Origin of the sequence: Variovorax sp. MHTC-1 (genome assembly GCF_003984645.1) — a bacterium.
Lineage (GTDB): Bacteria > Pseudomonadota > Gammaproteobacteria > Burkholderiales > Burkholderiaceae_C > Variovorax.
The window spans coordinates 1-17,629 of the sequence record NZ_RWKI01000040.1; the positions used below are offsets into that span (position 1 = coordinate 1).

General features: G+C 62.5%; 18 protein-coding genes, 1 tRNA gene and 1 pseudogene. 9 read left to right on the forward strand and 11 right to left on the reverse strand.

Annotated features, from left to right (window positions below; genetic code table 11):
• Positions 1-157 precede the first annotated feature (157 nt).
• From EJI01_RS27400 to rraA, 3 genes are all read right to left on the reverse strand, one after another.
• Positions 158-835, reverse strand: coding sequence for a glutathione S-transferase family protein (locus tag EJI01_RS27400; RefSeq protein WP_126840268.1), 678 nt, complete (start codon positions 833-835; stop codon positions 158-160).
• Between the two features lie 17 nt (positions 836-852).
• Complete coding sequence (locus tag EJI01_RS27405; RefSeq protein ID WP_126840269.1) at positions 853-1,338, reverse strand: IclR family transcriptional regulator C-terminal domain-containing protein; 486 nt, start codon at positions 1,336-1,338, stop codon at positions 853-855.
• A gap of 181 nt (positions 1,339-1,519) precedes the next feature.
• The gene (gene rraA, locus EJI01_RS27410) at positions 1,520-2,107 is read right to left on the reverse strand and encodes a ribonuclease E activity regulator RraA (RefSeq protein ID WP_260602713.1); all 588 of its coding nucleotides are present in this window, start codon (positions 2,105-2,107) and stop codon (positions 1,520-1,522) included.
• 159 nt (positions 2,108-2,266) lie between these two features.
• Here rraA and EJI01_RS27415 point away from each other — a divergent pair, with 159 nt between their 5' ends.
• From EJI01_RS27415 to EJI01_RS27440, 6 genes are all read left to right on the forward strand, one after another.
• Positions 2,267-4,234, forward strand: a complete 1,968-nt coding sequence (locus EJI01_RS27415; protein WP_126840271.1) for an aconitase family protein — start codon at positions 2,267-2,269, stop codon at positions 4,232-4,234.
• A complete protein-coding gene (locus EJI01_RS27420) occupies positions 4,224-4,976 on the forward strand; it encodes a Crp/Fnr family transcriptional regulator (protein ID WP_126840272.1) in 753 nt (250 codons plus the stop codon). The genes EJI01_RS27415 and EJI01_RS27420 overlap by 11 nt, the downstream gene beginning before the upstream one ends.
• A gap of 48 nt (positions 4,977-5,024) precedes the next feature.
• Entirely contained in the window at positions 5,025-5,912 is an 888-nt protein-coding gene (locus EJI01_RS27425) for a LysR family transcriptional regulator (RefSeq protein WP_126840273.1), read from the forward strand.
• A gap of 225 nt (positions 5,913-6,137) precedes the next feature.
• Complete coding sequence (locus EJI01_RS27430; protein ID WP_126840274.1) at positions 6,138-7,127, forward strand: Bug family tripartite tricarboxylate transporter substrate binding protein; 990 nt, start codon at positions 6,138-6,140, stop codon at positions 7,125-7,127.
• 42 nt (positions 7,128-7,169) lie between these two features.
• Positions 7,170-10,676, forward strand: a complete 3,507-nt coding sequence (locus tag EJI01_RS27435; RefSeq protein WP_126840275.1) for an indolepyruvate ferredoxin oxidoreductase family protein — start codon at positions 7,170-7,172, stop codon at positions 10,674-10,676.
• 9 nt (positions 10,677-10,685) lie between these two features.
• On the forward strand, positions 10,686-11,870 hold the full coding sequence (locus EJI01_RS27440; RefSeq protein WP_126840276.1) for an acetyl-CoA C-acyltransferase family protein: 1,185 nt from the start codon (positions 10,686-10,688) through the stop codon (positions 11,868-11,870).
• Positions 11,871-12,046: 176 nt separating this feature from the next.
• Here the strand turns inward: EJI01_RS27440 and EJI01_RS27445 are convergent.
• The 4 genes and pseudogenes from EJI01_RS27445 to EJI01_RS27460 all read right to left on the reverse strand — a co-directional run.
• A pseudogene (locus EJI01_RS27445) lies at positions 12,047-12,313 on the reverse strand (amino acid dehydrogenase); the annotation flags it as partial.
• Positions 12,314-13,133: 820 nt separating this feature from the next.
• Positions 13,134-13,304, reverse strand: a complete 171-nt coding sequence (locus EJI01_RS28970; RefSeq protein ID WP_185879086.1) for a hypothetical protein — start codon at positions 13,302-13,304, stop codon at positions 13,134-13,136.
• 92 nt (positions 13,305-13,396) lie between these two features.
• Positions 13,397-13,972 carry a hypothetical protein gene (locus EJI01_RS27455; RefSeq protein WP_126840277.1) on the reverse strand — a complete coding sequence of 192 codons (576 nt, stop codon included), beginning with the start codon at positions 13,970-13,972 and terminating at the stop codon, positions 13,397-13,399.
• A 384-nt stretch (positions 13,973-14,356) separates the two neighbouring features.
• Positions 14,357-14,557: a hypothetical protein gene (locus EJI01_RS27460; protein ID WP_126840278.1), complete on the reverse strand. Its 201-nt coding sequence runs from the start codon at positions 14,555-14,557 to the stop codon at positions 14,357-14,359.
• A 153-nt stretch (positions 14,558-14,710) separates the two neighbouring features.
• Here EJI01_RS27460 and EJI01_RS28975 point away from each other — a divergent pair, with 153 nt between their 5' ends.
• Together EJI01_RS28975 and EJI01_RS27465 are read left to right on the forward strand one after the other, a co-directional pair.
• On the forward strand, positions 14,711-14,869 hold the full coding sequence (locus tag EJI01_RS28975; protein ID WP_185879087.1) for a hypothetical protein: 159 nt from the start codon (positions 14,711-14,713) through the stop codon (positions 14,867-14,869).
• Positions 14,870-15,003: 134 nt separating this feature from the next.
• Positions 15,004-15,231 (forward strand): hypothetical protein, encoded by a 228-nt coding sequence (locus EJI01_RS27465; RefSeq protein WP_126840279.1) that lies wholly within the window; start codon positions 15,004-15,006, stop codon positions 15,229-15,231.
• 122 nt (positions 15,232-15,353) lie between these two features.
• On the opposite strand, the gene EJI01_RS27470 is transcribed toward EJI01_RS27465, so the two are convergent.
• On the reverse strand, positions 15,354-16,220 hold the full coding sequence (locus EJI01_RS27470) for a DUF4393 domain-containing protein (RefSeq protein ID WP_185879088.1): 867 nt from the start codon (positions 16,218-16,220) through the stop codon (positions 15,354-15,356).
• Between the two features lie 72 nt (positions 16,221-16,292).
• Positions 16,293-16,369 (reverse strand) — tRNA-Arg (locus EJI01_RS27475).
• Positions 16,370-16,490: 121 nt separating this feature from the next.
• Between EJI01_RS27475 and EJI01_RS27480 the strand changes: the two genes are divergently transcribed.
• A complete protein-coding gene (locus tag EJI01_RS27480) occupies positions 16,491-16,721 on the forward strand; it encodes a hypothetical protein (RefSeq protein WP_126840281.1) in 231 nt (76 codons plus the stop codon).
• Positions 16,722-16,775: 54 nt separating this feature from the next.
• Here the strand turns inward: EJI01_RS27480 and EJI01_RS27485 are convergent, their stop codons facing one another.
• Both EJI01_RS27485 and EJI01_RS28980 read right to left on the reverse strand, forming a co-directional pair.
• Positions 16,776-16,985 carry a hypothetical protein gene (locus tag EJI01_RS27485; RefSeq protein ID WP_126840282.1) on the reverse strand — a complete coding sequence of 70 codons (210 nt, stop codon included), beginning with the start codon at positions 16,983-16,985 and terminating at the stop codon, positions 16,776-16,778.
• 147 nt (positions 16,986-17,132) lie between these two features.
• The coding region (locus EJI01_RS28980) for a DUF5666 domain-containing protein (RefSeq protein ID WP_221885732.1) at positions 17,133-17,629 on the reverse strand (497 nt) is incomplete at its 5' end.

Sequence of the window (17,629 nt, forward strand, 5' to 3'; positions counted from 1 at the left end):
TTCCGCCCACGCGCCGGAACGGCCAGCTGCGAGCGCATCGACCAGCACGCGGACCTCAGGCTTCCATCACTCCTTGAACCCGGAATTCCTCAAGACGCACTTCAGTCAGCCGGCAGAAAAGCAGAAATGCGGTCTGATGCATGGCGCCGCGGCCGCATCAAGGTCGATCGGGCCTGATGTCCGGTGCGGGAGTCGAGGACACCCCCTGCGCCTTGGCGGCGCTCGATTGCGCAGCCATTGCGGCCTTGAAGCCCGGGCGCGCCTGCAGACGCTCCCAGTAAGCCGCCACCGAGGGCATGAAGCGCTCTGCCAGGCCCAGGTGCTCGGCCAGCAATAGCGCATAGCCGACCGACACGTCCGCCGCGGTGAAACGGCCCGCGCAGAGGTACTCGCGCGCGGCGAGCAGCGGCTCCAGCGTCCGCAGGCGCGCCAGGAACCACTTGGCATAGTCGTCGGCGACCTGCGGCTGCTTTCGCTCCGCCGGCTCGAAGTGCGCATACCGCAACACGAGCGTCTGCGGAAAGGTCAAGGTCGCCTCGCCGAAATGGAGGTAGTTGAGGTAGGGCCCGAAGTCCGGCTCGCCGCAACCTACATCCAGTTGGCCGGCGGAGAACCGCGCCGCAAGGTAGTGACAGATCGCGGCCGATTCGGTCATTCGCAAGGCGCCATCGGACAGCATCGGCACCGTGCCGAGCGGGTTGACCTCGAGATACGGCCGCGATAGCACGCGCGGTGGAAAGGGCAGCATCTTGAGGTCGTAGGAAAGCCCGATCTCTTCAAGCGTCCACAGGGGCCGGAACGAGCGTGCGCTGACGCAGTGGTGGAGGGTGATCATGTGTCGGGAGCAACTGCTCATTGCGGAGATATGAACAAGGATTCGATTTCCCGGGCCGCAGAGGCGATGCGCGCCTGCATGCTCTGCAAGTATTCAGGCGACGAGTACCGCGTGCTCGTTCCCGAGAGTGAAAGCGCGCCGAGCAACTTGCCTCTTGCATCGAAGACCGGCGCGGCGACGGCCGCAAGTTCCGGATCGCGCTCTCCAAGGCTCGTCTGCACATGGCCATGGTGCAGCTGGGCGACACCGAACTGGTACCCATGCCCGATCGAACGCAAGCTTGGGGCGTGTATGACCTGTGCCAGCGTTGCGATGGCCAGATGTTCGATTGGCTCCCGGCGCCTGCAAATCCAGGCCGAACGGAGCCACTCTACGATCTCGTATTTGAGGAAATCGACGAATTGGTCAAGGTGATTTTCGGCATTGCCAGCCTTAACCCTGCCTTCTTCGTGTCTGGCCTTACTCCGCGTGCTCTTGCTGTCCTCAACGAAGCCAATCAGCATGCGATATTCGACGCCTAAGGTTAGTCTGCACCGACGACGGGTGGCCCAAAAGTGCGACGAGCAGGCTTCGAACACCAGTGGCCGTTCGTGCCAGCAGCAGGAATGCAAGGGACGATTTGCAGGCGCGAGCCGCGTTGAGCAGCCACTGCTTCGCCAAATCAGTGAATCAGGACGAGCATTCTCACCTCAAGTTCGGTCCAGCTACGTACTCTGCGGTCGCGGCAATTGCATCGGCAACGATGATGTTCGATTCCGTTAGACCCTGCGGAAGCACGATCACGCCGTCCTCATCGGCGACCAGCCGGGCGCCAGGAATGAATGTGATTCCACCGAAGCGGACCGGGAGGTCCATCTCGCCCCTGCCACCGATGTCGGCTCGGCGCGGAATAGTTCCAAGCGCTTTTACTCCGATGTCCATCTCGTCAATCTCTGCCCGATCGCGGATCATGCCGTTGACGATCACGCCGGCCCAACCGTTGCGCGTCACCAGACCGGCCATGACATCTCCAAATAGCGCACGCCACTCCAAACCGTCGGCGTCAATGACGAGCACCTGTCCATTTCCGGCTTGATTGATCAGGACGCGAAGCGCGCTGATCCCATCCGTGTAGCGCGCCGTGCGGATGTCGCCCGCAAAAGCGCGTCTCAGGCCGAATCCCACAAAGGGAAGCTCGCATACCTGCGCGCCATCGCAGGCGTCGCAAAGATCGGTTGTTTTGAAGCGCATGCGCACATGGTAGATGCGCGCAGTTGCCAGCGGATAGCGCATTCCGCGATAGCCCCGATGCCGTCTGAGCACTCGTGCCTGTAGCGCTGGCGCTGCGGCGAGCCTCCACAAGCTATGCCAAGCGGCGATAGCCCTTGTGGCGCATCAGCACTACACGCGCAAGTCCGATGGCCCCTAAAGTGCCGCCACAAGGTTCAACCCATGACGGACATCCAACTCAATTCGCGCATCCTTTTCTTGAGCGATGACCCCGAAGTCGTCGAGCGGCAGCTCCAAGGTGAAAACCTCGCGTTGGTCGAGGCTGGCGCGCTCCGGGACAGCATTTCAACGGACGAGATCACCCCGGCAACGGTAGGCACAGTCTGGGACGAGCGACTCGGCCGCTATCCCTACACGGGCTTCGTATCGGGAGGGCGTTGTCCAATCGGGATCGATGCGGTCAAGAACGGTGGTTTTGCGGTCACCGTCGCCGGCAAGCGTTACGGCAAGGGCTCTTCGCGCGAGCACAGTCCGAGGTCAGAGCGAACAGCCGGTATTCGTTTGGTGATCGCGGAAAGCTTCGAACGGATCTATCGCCAGAACGCGGACAACCTCGGCCTGTTTACCTCCACCGACTTCAGTCTCGTCGAGCGAATCCAGAATGGCGAGCCCATCGACATCGAGGAGCTGGTGGCTTCGCGTGACGCTCAGGCGGCGGCAATCCTGCGCCATGGAGGGTTGCTGCGCTATGGGCGCGAGCGGATGAAGCAGATCAGCCTGCCGCCCACGGATGCCGCCAGCAACGGTCCCCGAACGCTGGTCGAGAAGATCATCGCGACGCACTTGGTCGTGACCGGCGACAGCGGCTCAGGTGTGAAGGCGGGCAGCGGCGCCTTCGTTCGGCCCGACTGGCGCTTTCTTATCGAGTACTACACACCGATGTGCGCGCACATGCTGCACGCAGAGTTCGGCCGGCCACTGCAGTTGCACGATGCGCAGAGCGTGCGGCTGTTCGAGGACCACACCTCCTATGTTCATCGCAGCATCGCCCACGCGCGCGCCGGATTGATGCCTGCCGTTCAGAACGTCGTCCGCGAGCACCGCAAGTTTGTCGAGGAGTACGGCTTGATTGCCCATGGCCTGTTGACGGATGGCGTTGGCAGCGAAGGCATTTCGCACCCGATGATGTCCGAGCGGTATGCACTGCCCGGCCAGATCGTTGTCGGCACCGACTCGCACACCACCCACAGCGGCGCACTCGGCTGCATTGCCTTCGGTGTCGGCAGCACCGAGATGGCCAACGCCCTCGTCACCGGATTGGTTCGGATCACCGTTCCTGCGTCTCTGCGAATTGAACTCGCGGGCCGACTGGCAACGGGGGTGAGTGCCAAGGACGTCGTGCTACACCTGCTGGCTGACCCTCGTATTCGAGCCGGTTCCGGAGTCGGCAAGGTGTTTGAATTCGCCGGTCCGGTGATCGCCCAGCTTTCCACCGACGAGCGGGCCACCCTGACGAACATGACCGCGGAGCTCGGTGGCTTCACCGGCATCGTTGCTCCCGACCAAGAAACCGTGCGCTTCTTGCGCGAACGCCGGGGCATCGACTTTCAGCTGGAGGATTGGATGCACAGCGACGCGGGGGCTTCCTATGCGGAGATCATCCAGGTCGACTGCTCTACGCTCGCGCCGATGGTGGCTCGTCCCGGCGATCCAGGCAACGGCGTGCCTGTCACTGAGTTGCAGGAGCGCCCCAAGGTCGACATCGCCTATGGCGGCTCGTGCACGGGCGGCAAGCGCGAGGACTTCGATGCGTATCACCAGGTGCTTTCGTGGGCTGTGGAACGGGGCTTGCGCGTGCATCCGGACGTGAAGCTCTATCTCCAGTTCGGCACGATCGATGTTCGCGATTACTGTGTGAAGAAGGGCTATCTCGATGCCTTCGAACGCGCGGGAGCTGAGATGCTGCAGCCCTCCTGCGGCGCGTGCATCAACGGGGGGCCCGGGACGTCGGAGCAAGCGGGCGAGGTCACCATCAGCGCCATCAATCGCAACTTTCCTGGGCGATGCGGTCCTGGAAAGGTGTGGCTCGCCAGTCCCGCCACGGTCGTGGCGAGCGCGATCGCGGGTGAGGTCGCGTCTTTTGCGGAGGTGCAGGCCCGTGTTGACGCAGGATCCTTGCATGCGGCCTGAACAAGAATGCCATCGGCACTCCGACGCCAAGCTGATCCTCCACCACCAAGAGCGCGAAGCAATCGCCGGCGATCCGTGGTTCTCGTCGCTTTCGGCGAGCCTTCGTCACGACATCCTGCGACGTGCCCGGGTGCGACGCCATCCTGACGCCGATGTGATTTGCCGGCGCGGTGATCCCGCCGATGCCTGGCTGGCGGTGTTGGCCGGCGCGGTACGCATCGGATCCCATACACCCGAGGATAGGCAGATCACGCTGCGCTATGTCGAACCGGGCGTGTGGTTCGGGGAAGTCGAGATGTTCGATCTGAAGGGTCGCCCCTACGACGTCCTGGCGCACGGGAAAACCACTCTGCTGCGTGTCGGGCGGGAGGACGTGCAGCAGCTTCTGGTCGATCATCCCGAGTTCTGTCTTGCGCTGTTGCGTCTTCAATCGCAGCGCGCGCGGCAGCTATATCGTCTCGCGGAGGATCTGAAGACCAAGTCGCTGCGGGCTCGAATCGCACGACAGCTTTCGCAACTCGCACGCACCTACGGAGAGCCAGCGGGCGCAAGCGGTCCGGGGGTGCGGATCGCCTTGCGTCTGCGGCAGAACGAGCTTGCCGACTTGGTAGGTTGCTCGCGGCAGAGGCTGAACCAGGAGCTGAAGCTGATAGAGCGGGACCGAACGATCCGCATCGAAGCCGGCGGCGTCGTCGTGTGTAACGACGAGGCGCTGCGGCAGATCTACGAACGCGCTTCATAACTGCCGACCCTGGGCGACAATCCAGTCCCCCAGTCCCGGCCCAGGAACATGCGTCGCGTCGATCCCGTCAGCCTTCAATTGTTCCTCGCCGCCGCGCGCGAAGGCTCGATCAAGCGCGCAGCGGATGCCGAACACATTGCACAATCCGCGCTCAGCCGGCGCATTGCCGACCTGGAGCACGCGCTGGGAGTGCAGCTCCTGAGCCGCTCCCCCCTCGGTGTCACCCTCACGGAGGCGGGGCAACGAGCGTATGCCCTCGGTGAAAAACTCGACGCCGATATCCAATCGTTCGCGCGAGAGGTGCAGGCGTTGAGCGGGGAGGTCGCCGGCACGGTACGCCTGTTTGCCAATCTCTCCTCGATAGTTGGATTTCTCCCTGAGCGGCTGCATGCGTTTCGGGTCGAGCACCCGAACGTGGAAATCGTGCTCCAGGAGCGCTCGTCGAGCGAGTGCATCCGAGCCTGCCTGGACGACCGTGCGGATGTGGCGATCTGCCTCGCAGGCGTGGCCGCACCGCCTGCGCTTGAGTCCTGGCATTTCGCTGACGACCCGCTGATCGTGATCCTGCCGCCGAATCATCCATTGACCAAGCAGCGCGCGATCCGTTTCGAGGAGCTGCTGCGTCACCCGATCGTGCGCATCCAGTCCGGTGGAGCGGGCGACAGCTTTATACAAGAGCAGGCTGAAAAGCTCCGGATGCCGTACACACCGGTTGTTGCGGTCAGCAGTTACGAGGCCGCCTGTCGCATGGTGGAGGTCGGCCTGGGCGTCGCAATCATGACCGGCAGTGCGTTGCGAGCGCTCGCCGGCACGAAGCGCTTCGTGCGACGACCGCTCGACGAGCCTTGGAAGGACCGGGAACTGCGCGTGTTTGCGCTCAAGAAATCAAGCCGGCTGCGGGCGGTGGACGCCATGATCGCTGCTCTACACAGCTGATCCTCGCACGCGCTTTCTGCTCGGCCCGAACCATCTGGGCCGCGTCGCCCAGCGGCTTCGTGCAAGGGTATCGCGTACCGAGATATCCCTTCTGACGCAAGAGCACTTCGCCCATCGACGGCATCCCACCTACAGTCCCCTCGAGCGAGCATCGCTCTACAAGAACTGCCAGGCGGCGCGGCCGCTGAGGCAGCGGCACCTTCCGCCAATCCTACGGAGACATCCATGCGCCTTTCATTGCTTCTCGGCCGCAGAGCCGCTGTCGCCCTTTCACTTTTGAGCCTCGCCGGCGCGTTCACGCCGGCGCAGGCGCAAACGGCCGATAGCAGGCCCCTGCGCCTGATCGTTCCCAACCAGGCAGGTTCCGGCGTGGACGCCGTGGCTCGTTCCATGAGCAACGGCCTGGCTGCTGCCTTCGGGCGGCCGATCGTCATCGAGAACCTGCCCGGAAGTGGCGGGTTGATCGGGACGCAGCAGATCGTGCGTGCCCCGAAGGACGGTTCGGTCCTGGGCATGGTGTCCTCCAATCACGTCATCAATCCCTTCATCTACAAGCACGTACCGTTCGACGCCATCAAGGACATCACGCCAATTTCCGTGATCGCGTCATCCGCTCTTGTGCTGGCGGTGAACCCGGACACGGTCAAGGCTAGGAGCACGCGCGAGTTCATTGCCGAGCTGAAGGCCAGCCCCAAGAAGTTCTCCTACGGTTCGGCCGGCAACGGAACAGTCCTGCACTTGGCAGCGGAGTATTTCCTCGGCGAGGCAGGAGTCCAGGCCCAGCACATCCCGTACAAGGGCACCGCCGCCATGACCACGGACATCATCGGCGGGCAGGTCCACTTCGGCATGTTGCCTCTGGTCGTGGCGGCCCCCCAGATCAAGGCGGGCAAGCTGCGCGCCCTTGCGGTAAGTACCGCGTCGCGCAATCCAGCCCTGCCGGATGTGCCGACAGTGGCCGAGAGCGGCATTCCGAACTTCGAGTTCGACAGCTGGGTCGCTGTCATCGGTCCGGCGGGCATGGCGCCCCAGTTGGTCGCGAGCACGTACCAGAAACTCAAGGAAGCGATGGCAACAAAAGAGATTCATGACAGCTTCGTGGCGCAAGGCTTCACGCCGATGACGACCACTCCCGAGCAGACGCTGCCATTGCTGGTGTCCGAGCTGGAGAAGCACGGCAAGCTCGTGAAGCGGTCCGGCGCCACGGCTGACTGATCTCCCGCAATCCTGATCCCTGATCCAAACGGAGAAGAAGGCATGAGCACGGTGGTTTCCCTCAACGACAAATACGAGTTGCCGAAGGGCCGCGTGTTCATGACTGGCACGCAAGCGCTCGTGCGTCTGCTCATGGCGCAGAAGGCGCGCGACGAAGCAGCGGGCCTGAAGACCGGCGGCTTCGTCTCTGGCTACCGCGGCTCACCGCTTGGTTCCGTCGACCAGGAGCTCTGGAAGGCCAGGAAGCTTCTCGAGCAGAACAAAGTCACTTTCAATCCTGGCCTCAACGAGGAGCTTGCCGCCACCTCCGTATGGGGATCCCAGATGGCCGGCATGGACCCGAAGGCCACGGTAGATGGCGTGTTCGCCATGTGGTATGGCAAGGGCCCGGGCGTGGACCGCAGCGGCGACGTTTTCAAGCACGCGAATGTCGCGGGCACATCGAAGTTCGGCGGCGTACTGGCGATTGCTGGCGACGACCATACGTGCAAGTCATCGACCCTGCCGCACCAAAGTGAACAGGCCTTCATCGCCGCCGCGATCCCCGTGCTCAATCCTTCAGGCGTACGCGAATTCCTGGAGTTTGGGCTTCACGGCTGGGCAATGTCGCGCTACTCGGGCTGCTGGGTCGGCTTCAAGGCCATCAGCGAAACCATCGAGACCACGTCGTCCTTCGAGATCGACCCGATGGCGATCGAGATAAGGGTGCCGGACAACCAGCAGGTGCTGGCGGGTTCGCTGTCGATCCGTTGGCCGGATCCGCCGATGGAGCAAGAGGCGCGGCTGCTGCGCGACAAGCTTCAGGCCGTGCTCGAGTACGTCCGGCTGAACGGATTGAACCGGCAGGAGTGGAAAGTCCCGAACGCAAAATTGGGCATCGTGACCACGGGCAAGAGCTATCTGGATACGCGTGAAGCCCTGTCGCTGCTCGGCATTGACGAAGCCGGCGCCAAATCCCTCGGACTGCGTCTGCTGAAGATCGGGGTATCCTGGCCGCTCGAGCCTGACTGCGTCGCGGAATTTGTCCAAGGCTTGGACGAGATCCTCGTCGTGGAAGAGAAGCGAGGTGTGCTCGAGCCGCAGATCAAGGAACAGCTGTACAACGCGCCCTCCGATTCCCGCCCGCGCGTTGTCGGCAAGGCGGATGGTGGGGGGGAATGGGTCCGATCGACGAACGGCTTCTTGCTGCCTCCGAACGGCGAACTCACGCCGGCGCTGATCGCCAAGGTCATTGCGCAGCGCCTGCTGCAGGTGTTCGGCGCTGGCGCACTGCCGCATTCGGCGACAGCAGTTCTGGCGGACGCCGGCTGTGCGGCCGCCCTCGATCCGACGCTACCACAGCGGCTGCCGTTCTTCTGCTCTGGGTGTCCGCACAACACTTCGACCAAGGTCCCTGAGGGCTCGCGAGCAGGTGCGGGGATTGGCTGTCACGGGATGGCGACCTGGATGGATCGCAACACGGGCAACATCACGCAGATGGGCGGTGAAGGCGCTGCCTGGATCGGCCATGCACCGTTCACCTCCGAGGGCCACGTCTTCCAGAACCTTGGCGATGGCACCTACAGCCACTCTGGTTCGCTGGCGTTGCGCGCCGCCGTCGCCGCCGGCGTCAACATCACCTACAAGATCCTGGCGAATGACGCAGTCGCGATGACCGGCGGACAGCCGATCGAAGGAAGCCTGAGCGCCATTCAGATCTTGCAGCAGGTTGCGGCGGAGGGTGTCAAGAACCTGCACTTGGTGTCCGACGACCCCGCGTCCTGGCAGGCCCTGGGCGGGCTGCCCGCCGGAGCGGTCGTCAACCACCGTGACCAGCTCGACGAGGTGCAGCGGCAGTTGCGGGAAACGTCCGGCGTTTCCGTCATCGTCTACGCGCAAACGTGCGCCGCCGAGAAACGCCGCCGGCGCAAGAAGAAGGAAATGGCTGATCCGCCGAAGCGCATCGTGATCAACGAGGAAGTGTGCGAAGGCTGCGGCGACTGTGGGGCGCAGTCGAACTGCGTCTCCATCGTGCCACTCGAAACGCCGCTCGGCCGCAAGCGAGCGATCGACCAGAGCTCGTGCAACAAGGACTACTCCTGCGTCAAAGGCTTCTGCCCCAGCTTCGTGACCGTCGAAGGCGGTGCTCTTCGCAAGGCTGCCAGAACCAAGAATGCGCTTCCTGCCAACCTGCCCCAGCCCATCATTCCGGCGCTGGAGCAGCCGTACAACGTGCTGATCACCGGCGTCGGCGGCACCGGCGTGGTCACTATCGGTGCGCTCATGGGCATGGCCGCGCACCTCGAAGGCAAGGGCGTCATCATCTTGGACATGGCGGGTCTGGCGCAGAAGGGCGGCGCAGTGATGTCGCATGTGCGCCTGGCTGCGCGGCCCGACGCACTGCATGGCGCGCGAATCGGCCAGAAGCAGGCGGACCTGCTGCTGGCCTGCGATCTCATGGTCGCGGCAGGAAAGGAGGCGATGGCCGCATCCGGCATCGAGCGGACTGCCGCGGTCGTAAACACCCAGGTCGCGCCCACCGGCGGCTTCACGAAGAGCCCGGATTGGCAGGCGCGTCCCGACGACCTGTTGGAGCAGTTGAAGTCGGGGGTGAAGCAGGCCACGTCGATCGACGCTTCGCGGCTTGCTACCAAGCTGCTGGGCGACGCAGTGGCGACGAACGTCTTCATGCTCGGGTTTGCCTGGCAGCTAGGGCGGGTCCCCCTGTCGGAAGCAGCGCTGCTGCGCGCCATCGAACTCAACGGCACCGCCGTAGAGATGAATACCTCGGCGTTTGCCTGGGGACGTCAGGCGGCCCTCGAGCCGGACAAGGTGCGTGCGGCGGCCGGCGTCGACACGCCGCAAGTGATGCTACTGCCGCCGCGCGTACCTGCATTGGACACGGTGATTGCCGATCGAAAGACGCGGCTTGCCGGCTTCCAGAGCGAAAAATACGCACAGCATTTCGAGGACCTTGTTCGTGAACTGGCCGCCCTCGAGAACTCGAGGTTGGGGAACGGCCGCGTGGCCCGCGAGGTCGCCATCAGCCTCTACAAGTTGATGGCGTACAAGGACGAGTACGAGGTGGCCCGCCTCTACACGGACAGCGGGTTCTTCGAGCGCATAGACCGCGAGTTCGAGGGAGACTACAAGCTGCACTTCCACCTTGCACCGCCACTCTTGGCCAAGCGAGACGGCAATGGGCGTTTGCTGAAGAAGGCCTACGGGCCCTGGTTGGCCAAAGCTTTCCGATGGCTCGCCAAGGGCAAGATCCTGCGGGGCACGCCTTTCGACGTTTTCGGCTACACGGCGGAGCGCCGCAGCGAGCGTGCCGAGATCGAGCGTTACCTCGGGCAGATGCGGCAGGTGCTCGCCGAGGCGCGGCCCGAGCAGACTGCAACTCTTCTGGAACTCGCGAGGCTGCCGCAGACCATGCGCGGCTATGGGCATGTGAAAGAGGCGAACGTGAACGCTGCGCGCAGGCGCGAGGCTTACCTTCTTGAACAGCTGCATCAGCCGGTCGCAGCGAAGGATGCACAAGTCCAGGACCGTGAAGTCCAGGTTGCCTGAGGAAATGACATGAAGAACCAAGATGTATTCGTCGTCGGTGCCGTCCGCACCGCCATCGGCAGCTTTGGCGGATCGCTGAAGGAAATTCCGCTTTCGCACTTGGCGACCACGGCGGTCAAGGCCGCACTGGAGCGTAGCGGGGTCGATCCTGAAAGCGTCGGCCATGTCGTAATGGGCAACGTCATACCCACTGAACCGCGCGACGCTTATCTTTCACGCGTTGCCGCGGTCGAAGCCGGCATCCCGCATCAGACTCCGGCGTTCAATGTCAATCGTCTCTGCGGATCCGGCTTGCAGGCCATCATCTCGGCCGCGCAGACGCTTTTGCTTGGAGAAGCGTCGATTGCCGTGGCCGGAGGCGCCGAATCCATGAGTCGAGGGCCCTACCTGCTGGCTGCTGCCCGCTGGGGCGGCCGGATGGGAGACATCCAGGCGACGGACTACATGATGGGCGTTCTGCACGACCCGTTCCATCGGATCCACATGGGAATCACGGCGGAGAACGTTGCTGACCGAGCTGCGATCACACGCGAGATGCAGGACGAACTGGCGCTGGAAAGCCAAGTGCGGGCTGCCCGCGCCGTTGCCGAAGGCTGGTTCAGGTCACAGATCGTTGCCATCGACGTCCCGAGCAGGAAAGGAACGGTGATCTTCGATACTGACGAACACGTGCGCGGCGGCACCACCCTCGAGCAACTTGCAAAGATGAAACCCGCGTTCAAGGAGAACGGGACTGTCACGGCCGGCAACGCTTCCGGTATCAATGACGGTGCTTCCGCCGTGGTGCTGGCTACAGAGGATGCCCTCCGGCAGGGAAAGTTGAAACCGTTGGCACGGCTCGTGAGCTATGCGCATGCGGGCGTGGATCCCAGGTACATGGGGCTCGGCCCCGTGCCTGCGACTCATCTGGCGCTGCAGCGGGCGGGATTGACCGCAGACGACATTGACGTGATCGAATCGAATGAGGCGTTTGCGGCGCAGGCTTGTGCGGTGAGTCGGGCACTTCATTTCGACCCTGCGAAGGTCAACCCCAATGGATCCGGCATCTCGCTCGGACATCCTGTGGGAGCGACCGGCTCCATCATCGCCACCAAAGCCGTCCATGAGCTGCGGCGCATCGGCGGAAGGTACGCACTGGCTACGATGTGTATCGGTGGCGGACAGGGCATTGCGGCGATCTTCGAGCGAGTGTGAGCATAGCTAGGGAAGGTCTTGTATGGGCTGCGGATTACAAGAACCCGTGTGTATGAAGAATCAGGAGGCAGGGCTGCAGTCTTATATTCGGCCTGTTGTGCAGGCTGATATGCCTGCTGGCTCCGCAGTGTCTGGATGCGCACACCGCAGCGGAACCGAACGTCTGCCTGCTCAGCGCGCTGTGCCACGCCGGTCGTGAACTTGTGGACGTCGCCCGATTCGTCGGCGCTCGTGTAGGTGACCCCTGCGAGGCGAGGCCGAATGTGCGCCATGGCAGGTTCAAGCTGGACGACCTCATCAGGCCCGATGACCTCTCTCTCGCAGCCGAGTTCACGCATGATGCGCGCCGGCTCGACGGCGAGGTCGAACTCTTTCTGGCTCGTGTAGTAGTGCAGGATGCCTTTGGTCAGATGGTCGTATTCAATCCCGGTGTCACGGCGCAACTGCTGAAGGCTCGCGCGGCAGGTTGAGCAGCTGGATCATGGTGTGCGTGGACCGCTTGGCCGGGCATTCCATCAGAAACTTCAGGCCTCACCGCCATTGGTCCGGGTCTGCGCGCAGACGAAAGCCATCACCACCACACTGGCCGCATTCGTTTCCGAGAACACCCCTCCCACGCGCGCAGCTGCCAGAGCGCTCACTGCAAGCTCCGGACCGAAGCGAGCCTCATCACCTCGCTTCGAGCCTAGGACACCAGAAGTTGACGCGTTTCGTGTAGGGCCCCAAGGCAAGTTGCGATCCGTGTCGCTACGCGATGGCCTTCCGGCATATCGTGTCGCTGTTCAATTCCGGCATAGCATGTCGTTCGCGACAAGATATGCCGGAATCGCAACCACCCGGTCCACCCATGAAAGTGGCCTGCCCGGAGGGGATCGAACCGTCTTCCCAGAAAAACCAGGAACAAGGCAGCACACTTTCGCGAGGGGAGCCGTGTGCTGGGCCGTGCTCCGATGTGGGGATTCTTCCTCGGATTCCACTTCGCGTAGGTGCGCAGGAACATCTCGACCGAGTGCCCCAGCTGCTTCGCGCCGTAGGCCGGCGCCACCCCGGCCATCAGCAGCATGGTTGTGTATGTGTGGCGGGTCTCGTAGGGGCTGCGGTACCGGATGCCCAGCCGCTTGAGGGTGGGGCGCCAGTACATCTCGCGGGCGGGGCATTGCCATTGCGCAGGGGCGTGCCGGGCAGGCGGGCAGGCGGGCAGGCGGGCAGCATCTACGTGATCGGCTCGGGCGAGATGCCTGGGTCGAGATAGGACCTTCTCCATCACAGCCCCGCTTCCGGCCGGTGTGCCGGGTGCTGTGTCGATCGCCGCCAGTACATCGGCTCGTCGCCCCGCATCATCATGAGGTGCGCGACCACGTCATCCGTGGGCGTCATCGCGCCGGCCCAGGACCGCGCGTAGTAGGCGATCGGGTGCATGCACAGCGCGCCCATGACCCTCGTTAGCGGCAGCTCGCGCTCCTCATGAATGCCCAGACCTTTAGACGTCCTATCCGATCGAAACCGTCGGGAGTGGTCTGCGCCGGTCACTTTACCTTTGTTCTATCCGTGATTCGATTGGATAAAGCCGTCCCGGGGATGACGCCAGTTATAAAACCGTTCGTCCCAGTAAACGCCTCACTGAAAACATGTTCGTAGAATCGGTACCTGTGGGTCGACCCAGGGACCTCACTTTTCCCGTCGCCACTAGCAGTACTGCTGTAGGCTCCATCGGGGGTGCCGGTAAAGCTCATGTGTAGCGTTGCCCCATAAGTGCCAGTGCAGCCCGGCGCGGACGGATCAAGTGTGGCGTTGACAGTGGTTGCGCCGTTGCCCGGATTGACGGAAACAATGTTCGCGTACTCCGGCCCTTCGCAATATAAATAGGTGAGGGTGGGTCCAGCTAAATAGTAAGCCTCAACAGTCCCGGTCAGCACCCCATTCGCGTCTTTCGTCTCCGCAGTGAACCCGGAGCATGCCCCGCTGACGCATACGCTACCCTGCGCATAATCCCTCATTGTGTCGAATTTGGTAACGGGTGAGCCGCCCAAAGGGGGGGCGCTAAAGGCAGTGGAAGAAGCGCCCAGGGCAATTGAGACAAGGCATGAATAGATAAATTTCATGATCCAACTCCATTCATATGTGGAGTCGCGTTGCCTGTGTGAACCCCAGCGTGATCCGTTCCACAGTTCGGTTGCCCAACGCGGCCAGTTGTCTGTGCCTCCCGCCATACGCACTCAAAGCATGATATACCTGTGACCGGCGCCAGGGCCGATCAGTGGCCTACTCTCTACTCGTTTTTGCTTAGGCCGTCCTGTCATATGCAATAGATCGAATTGGGTGGGTTGAACTCTCGGATAGGGCGCGCGGCGGCTCTGGCGACTGCACGACCCTCGAAATTCCCTAAACCGTTGGGCCGTCCCAAGCCTCCCGAGCTACCTCGACAGGGTCGCGTCTGCGGTGAACGGGGTAGAACTCCGTCGCCCTGCCAGCGCGCGACCGTGAGCCTATAGCCCGGCCGCGGTGGCCGTCTTGTAGGCGAAGTCGCAGCCCTTCCCTTTCACGGTGCCGTCTTCGCTTTCGCCTGTCGAGAGCATTAACGTACGGAGTGCGAGCACAAAGTACACGATCACCGCACCGATGCCGAAGGCATACACGAGACCAACTGTGATCCGCGGACTGAGAAGAAGCACGAGTGATCTGGACATGGCGCCATCATGCGCAGCGACTGCGCATTCGTCAGTGACAGATTTAACGGAGGCCCGTTGCTTCGTTGTCGAAGTGGTTCACGAAGAGCACGCCCGGCGCCGCGTTCTTGAACGTCGTGGCCCTGGTCGACCAGCAGATCGAAGACGCAGTAGGTGACGGAGCTCGAGGGCCTGGTGGCGAAGAGGAAAGACAGCGTCTACCTGCCCGGCGTGCGGACCGACAACTGGGTGAAGGTGAAGCGGAAGAACGTGATCCCAGCGCAGCGTTCCCAGCGCGGGCCGAAGAGCAAGGACATTTCGATCGGGCCGTGACCAGCCTCGCCGTAGCGGCGTTTGCACACCCTATTCCGTGTGCCTAAACTTGGGTAGCTGCTACCCGCAGCTGACCTCATGAAATTGCGCTCCGACCCGGAGGCTGCGGCTCATGGATCTTCCAGGAGCCTCGAATGGACAACACGCTCCGTCAGAGGAAGTTCGCCTATCGAGGCTTGGTGATCACTACCGAGCTGACAGGTGATGGTGATCAGATCTCCGCGCGTGCAGATGTGCACAGAGATGGGCAATTCGCAGGCCGCGTCGTATTGACCGCGAGCCAAGCCGAACGGGACACCTTTTTCGACAGGCTCGATGGCAAAGCGAAAGAGCTCGCCGACGGACTCTTGGCCGCCGGCTAACCGGCCGTCGCCGGGCCGGAGAGCAAGGACATCTCGATCGACCTGTAGGTTGGCCTGGGTGACGTTGAAGCGGAAGGGCGCGGTGCCTGCGGAGCGGTTCAGAAGTGGGGCCGGGATGATGGCTAGTTGAGCTCCATCTTTATCTCAGAAGTGCCAACTGCCCGCCCGAATTCCAATCCAAATTGCGTCGGTTGAATTACCCCCTTGGCAACTGTCAGCGTACACCCCTCTGGCACTGATTTCGTGAGCTCTAGATATTCTGGACGTTGCGTCGCAAATTCATATGCCAACTCATCGGTCATCCTAAGATCGTATGCCACCATGATCAGTCCTAAGCGAGTCCAATTATCAACAAACACCGGGAGTTCTGGCATCTCAGCTCTCTCGCCTGTTTGCTCGTTGCGCGCGTCCATGACATGAGTTCGTGCGATTCGATGCCCTCCGTCGGCCACGGTGTACCGATACTCAACTATCGGATGCATCTGCTGCTGTGAGACAAATTGAACTAATTGGCGCGCTTCGATGGCTGTTAGCTGCTTGATGATTTCAACAAAAGCAGGGTGCGCCCGACTAGCCACTCGCTTGTCCATTGCCGCTGCTATCAAAGACAGGTACATGTCTCGGAGAGCCGGCTCTTCATGAGAGAAAGCGAGCCCTTGCAACGCAGGTCCTGCGATAGAGGCCTTTGGCTCGATTACATCCTCGGGAGGAATGACTGCGATGCGCTTTTCTATGTCCTTAGAGAAGCGAGTTTCGAAGTAGGTTCTTGCCTTGGTGAACGAATAGTTAACTACGGCAATCGGGAGGAGAAAATTGTTAATGGCGGCGGTCACTGTAACCGCCGTCTGTCCTAAGTTTCGCGCCGCTTCCTTCACCTGCGGATCGTCACCTGCGACCTTAACCAGGTCGGCAACCACGTTCACGATCGCGCCCGCTGTCTTAACCCCGTCTTCCGGTGACATCTCGGCCATTTGGATCTGATCCTTCAAGGAGTTGCGGAATTCCTCCCTGATTCTTCCCTGGACGGCTGAAGAACGTGGGTTTTTCCCAATGAAATGCATTGGCCTGCCCGGAGGGGATCGAACCCCCGACAACCTGCTTAGAAGGCAGGTGCTCTATCCAACTGAGCTACGGGCAGATGGGTGCGCGATTTTACGGTGGTGGCCGGCGTCGGCGCCGGACGACAAGGGCTCTGGCCTTTGCCCGAGGTCGGGACGTGTCTCGAAGAGCGAAGGTGGGCGCTCCGAATGGAGTTCAACATGAGCAACGACGACACCACCCGACCCGCTTCGCCTCGACGCCCGGTCACCAACGAGGAACCCGAGATCGCCTTCGAAGAGTCGATCCCTTCGGACGGCAAGGACCCGGTGGGCGAGAAGATGATCGATGAGCTCGATCAGGCCAAGCCCGATGAAACCAATCCGGATCGAACCGAGCCCAAGAAGGAGCCGCCGCCCGAACCGATGCCGGAGCAGTTGCCGGTGAGTTGAGGCGGAAGAGAGACGGTCGGGGCGAACGCTGCAAAGCTTGAGCTGGCTGGCGACTCAGCGCGTTGTTTTACCTGTCTTCGTACCCTTGACCGATGGGTTCGGTGACCCGAGTTTGTTGTCGGGCGTGAGCACGGGATCGTTCGGTCCGGCAGGGGCGTCCTCGTCCGTGGTTTTGGTGTCAGTGTCTTTCGTCGAGAGCTTCCTCATCGCCTTCTCGGCGGGGCTGGGCTCATTGCCAGAGCCTGGCTTCGATGATGGTTTCATGGCCGTTTGCTCCTACGTAGGAAACCAACCTAGCACCGCCTGGGGCGGGACGTATGTAGGAGCGTGCGTCGTTCAAGTGCGCTTCGCAGCTGGCCGTGCTCCGGCCAAGCAAAACCTGCTGAAGTGTCGTTTTCGCTGTGTGCGCCGTTACTCGAAGCTCACGCGGGTGGCAATCAGCACGCCGTCGACGACCTGCGCGCCTTCGACGGTTACGGCGACGCCGTTGCCCAGGTTCGCCGCGCTGCCGTTGACGAACACGACGCCCGCACCGCCGGCATTGACCGGTTGTCCTCGCACCCAGAAGCTCGATGCGGAGCTGAAGTTGCCGATGGCCCCGATCAGGGTGAACGACGCCGGCCCGCCGGTGCCCGGCACATGCCTGATCCTGAGCTTGGTCGCCTTGAGGACGCCGTTGGACATCGTGCCGGCCACGTCCACCTTCACGCCATTGCCGACCGAGGCGGCAGGCCCGCCGGTGATCTGCGCGGAAGAGGCGTCCACCGGTGTGCCCAGGACCCGAAGCGAACCCAGGCCCGCGTAGTCGGTGACGACGCCTGCGAGCTGGACCGGCGTGGCGTTCGCCGTCGGCACCGGGTACCACCACTGCACGAGCGTGGCAGGCAGGCGCCCCGGCAGGGCGAAGC

Coding starts and splice junctions, on each gene's coding strand:
- EJI01_RS27400 (WP_126840268.1), bottom strand. CDS start 835: ATGATCACCCTCCACCACTGCGTCAGCGCACGCTCGTTCCGGCCCCTG.
- EJI01_RS27405 (WP_126840269.1), bottom strand. CDS start 1,338: ATGCTGATTGGCTTCGTTGAGGACAGCAAGAGCACGCGGAGTAAGGCC.
- rraA (WP_260602713.1), bottom strand. CDS start 2,107: ATGCGCTATCCGCTGGCAACTGCGCGCATCTACCATGTGCGCATGCGC.
- EJI01_RS27415 (WP_126840271.1), top strand. CDS start 2,267: ATGACGGACATCCAACTCAATTCGCGCATCCTTTTCTTGAGCGATGAC.
- EJI01_RS27420 (WP_126840272.1), top strand. CDS start 4,224: ATGCGGCCTGAACAAGAATGCCATCGGCACTCCGACGCCAAGCTGATC.
- EJI01_RS27425 (WP_126840273.1), top strand. CDS start 5,025: ATGCGTCGCGTCGATCCCGTCAGCCTTCAATTGTTCCTCGCCGCCGCG.
- EJI01_RS27430 (WP_126840274.1), top strand. CDS start 6,138: ATGCGCCTTTCATTGCTTCTCGGCCGCAGAGCCGCTGTCGCCCTTTCA.
- EJI01_RS27435 (WP_126840275.1), top strand. CDS start 7,170: ATGAGCACGGTGGTTTCCCTCAACGACAAATACGAGTTGCCGAAGGGC.
- EJI01_RS27440 (WP_126840276.1), top strand. CDS start 10,686: ATGAAGAACCAAGATGTATTCGTCGTCGGTGCCGTCCGCACCGCCATC.
- EJI01_RS28970 (WP_185879086.1), bottom strand. CDS start 13,304: ATGGGCGCGCTGTGCATGCACCCGATCGCCTACTACGCGCGGTCCTGG.
- EJI01_RS27455 (WP_126840277.1), bottom strand. CDS start 13,972: ATGAAATTTATCTATTCATGCCTTGTCTCAATTGCCCTGGGCGCTTCT.
- EJI01_RS27460 (WP_126840278.1), bottom strand. CDS start 14,557: ATGTCCAGATCACTCGTGCTTCTTCTCAGTCCGCGGATCACAGTTGGT.
- EJI01_RS27465 (WP_126840279.1), top strand. CDS start 15,004: ATGGACAACACGCTCCGTCAGAGGAAGTTCGCCTATCGAGGCTTGGTG.
- EJI01_RS27480 (WP_126840281.1), top strand. CDS start 16,491: ATGAGCAACGACGACACCACCCGACCCGCTTCGCCTCGACGCCCGGTC.
- EJI01_RS27485 (WP_126840282.1), bottom strand. CDS start 16,985: ATGAAACCATCATCGAAGCCAGGCTCTGGCAATGAGCCCAGCCCCGCC.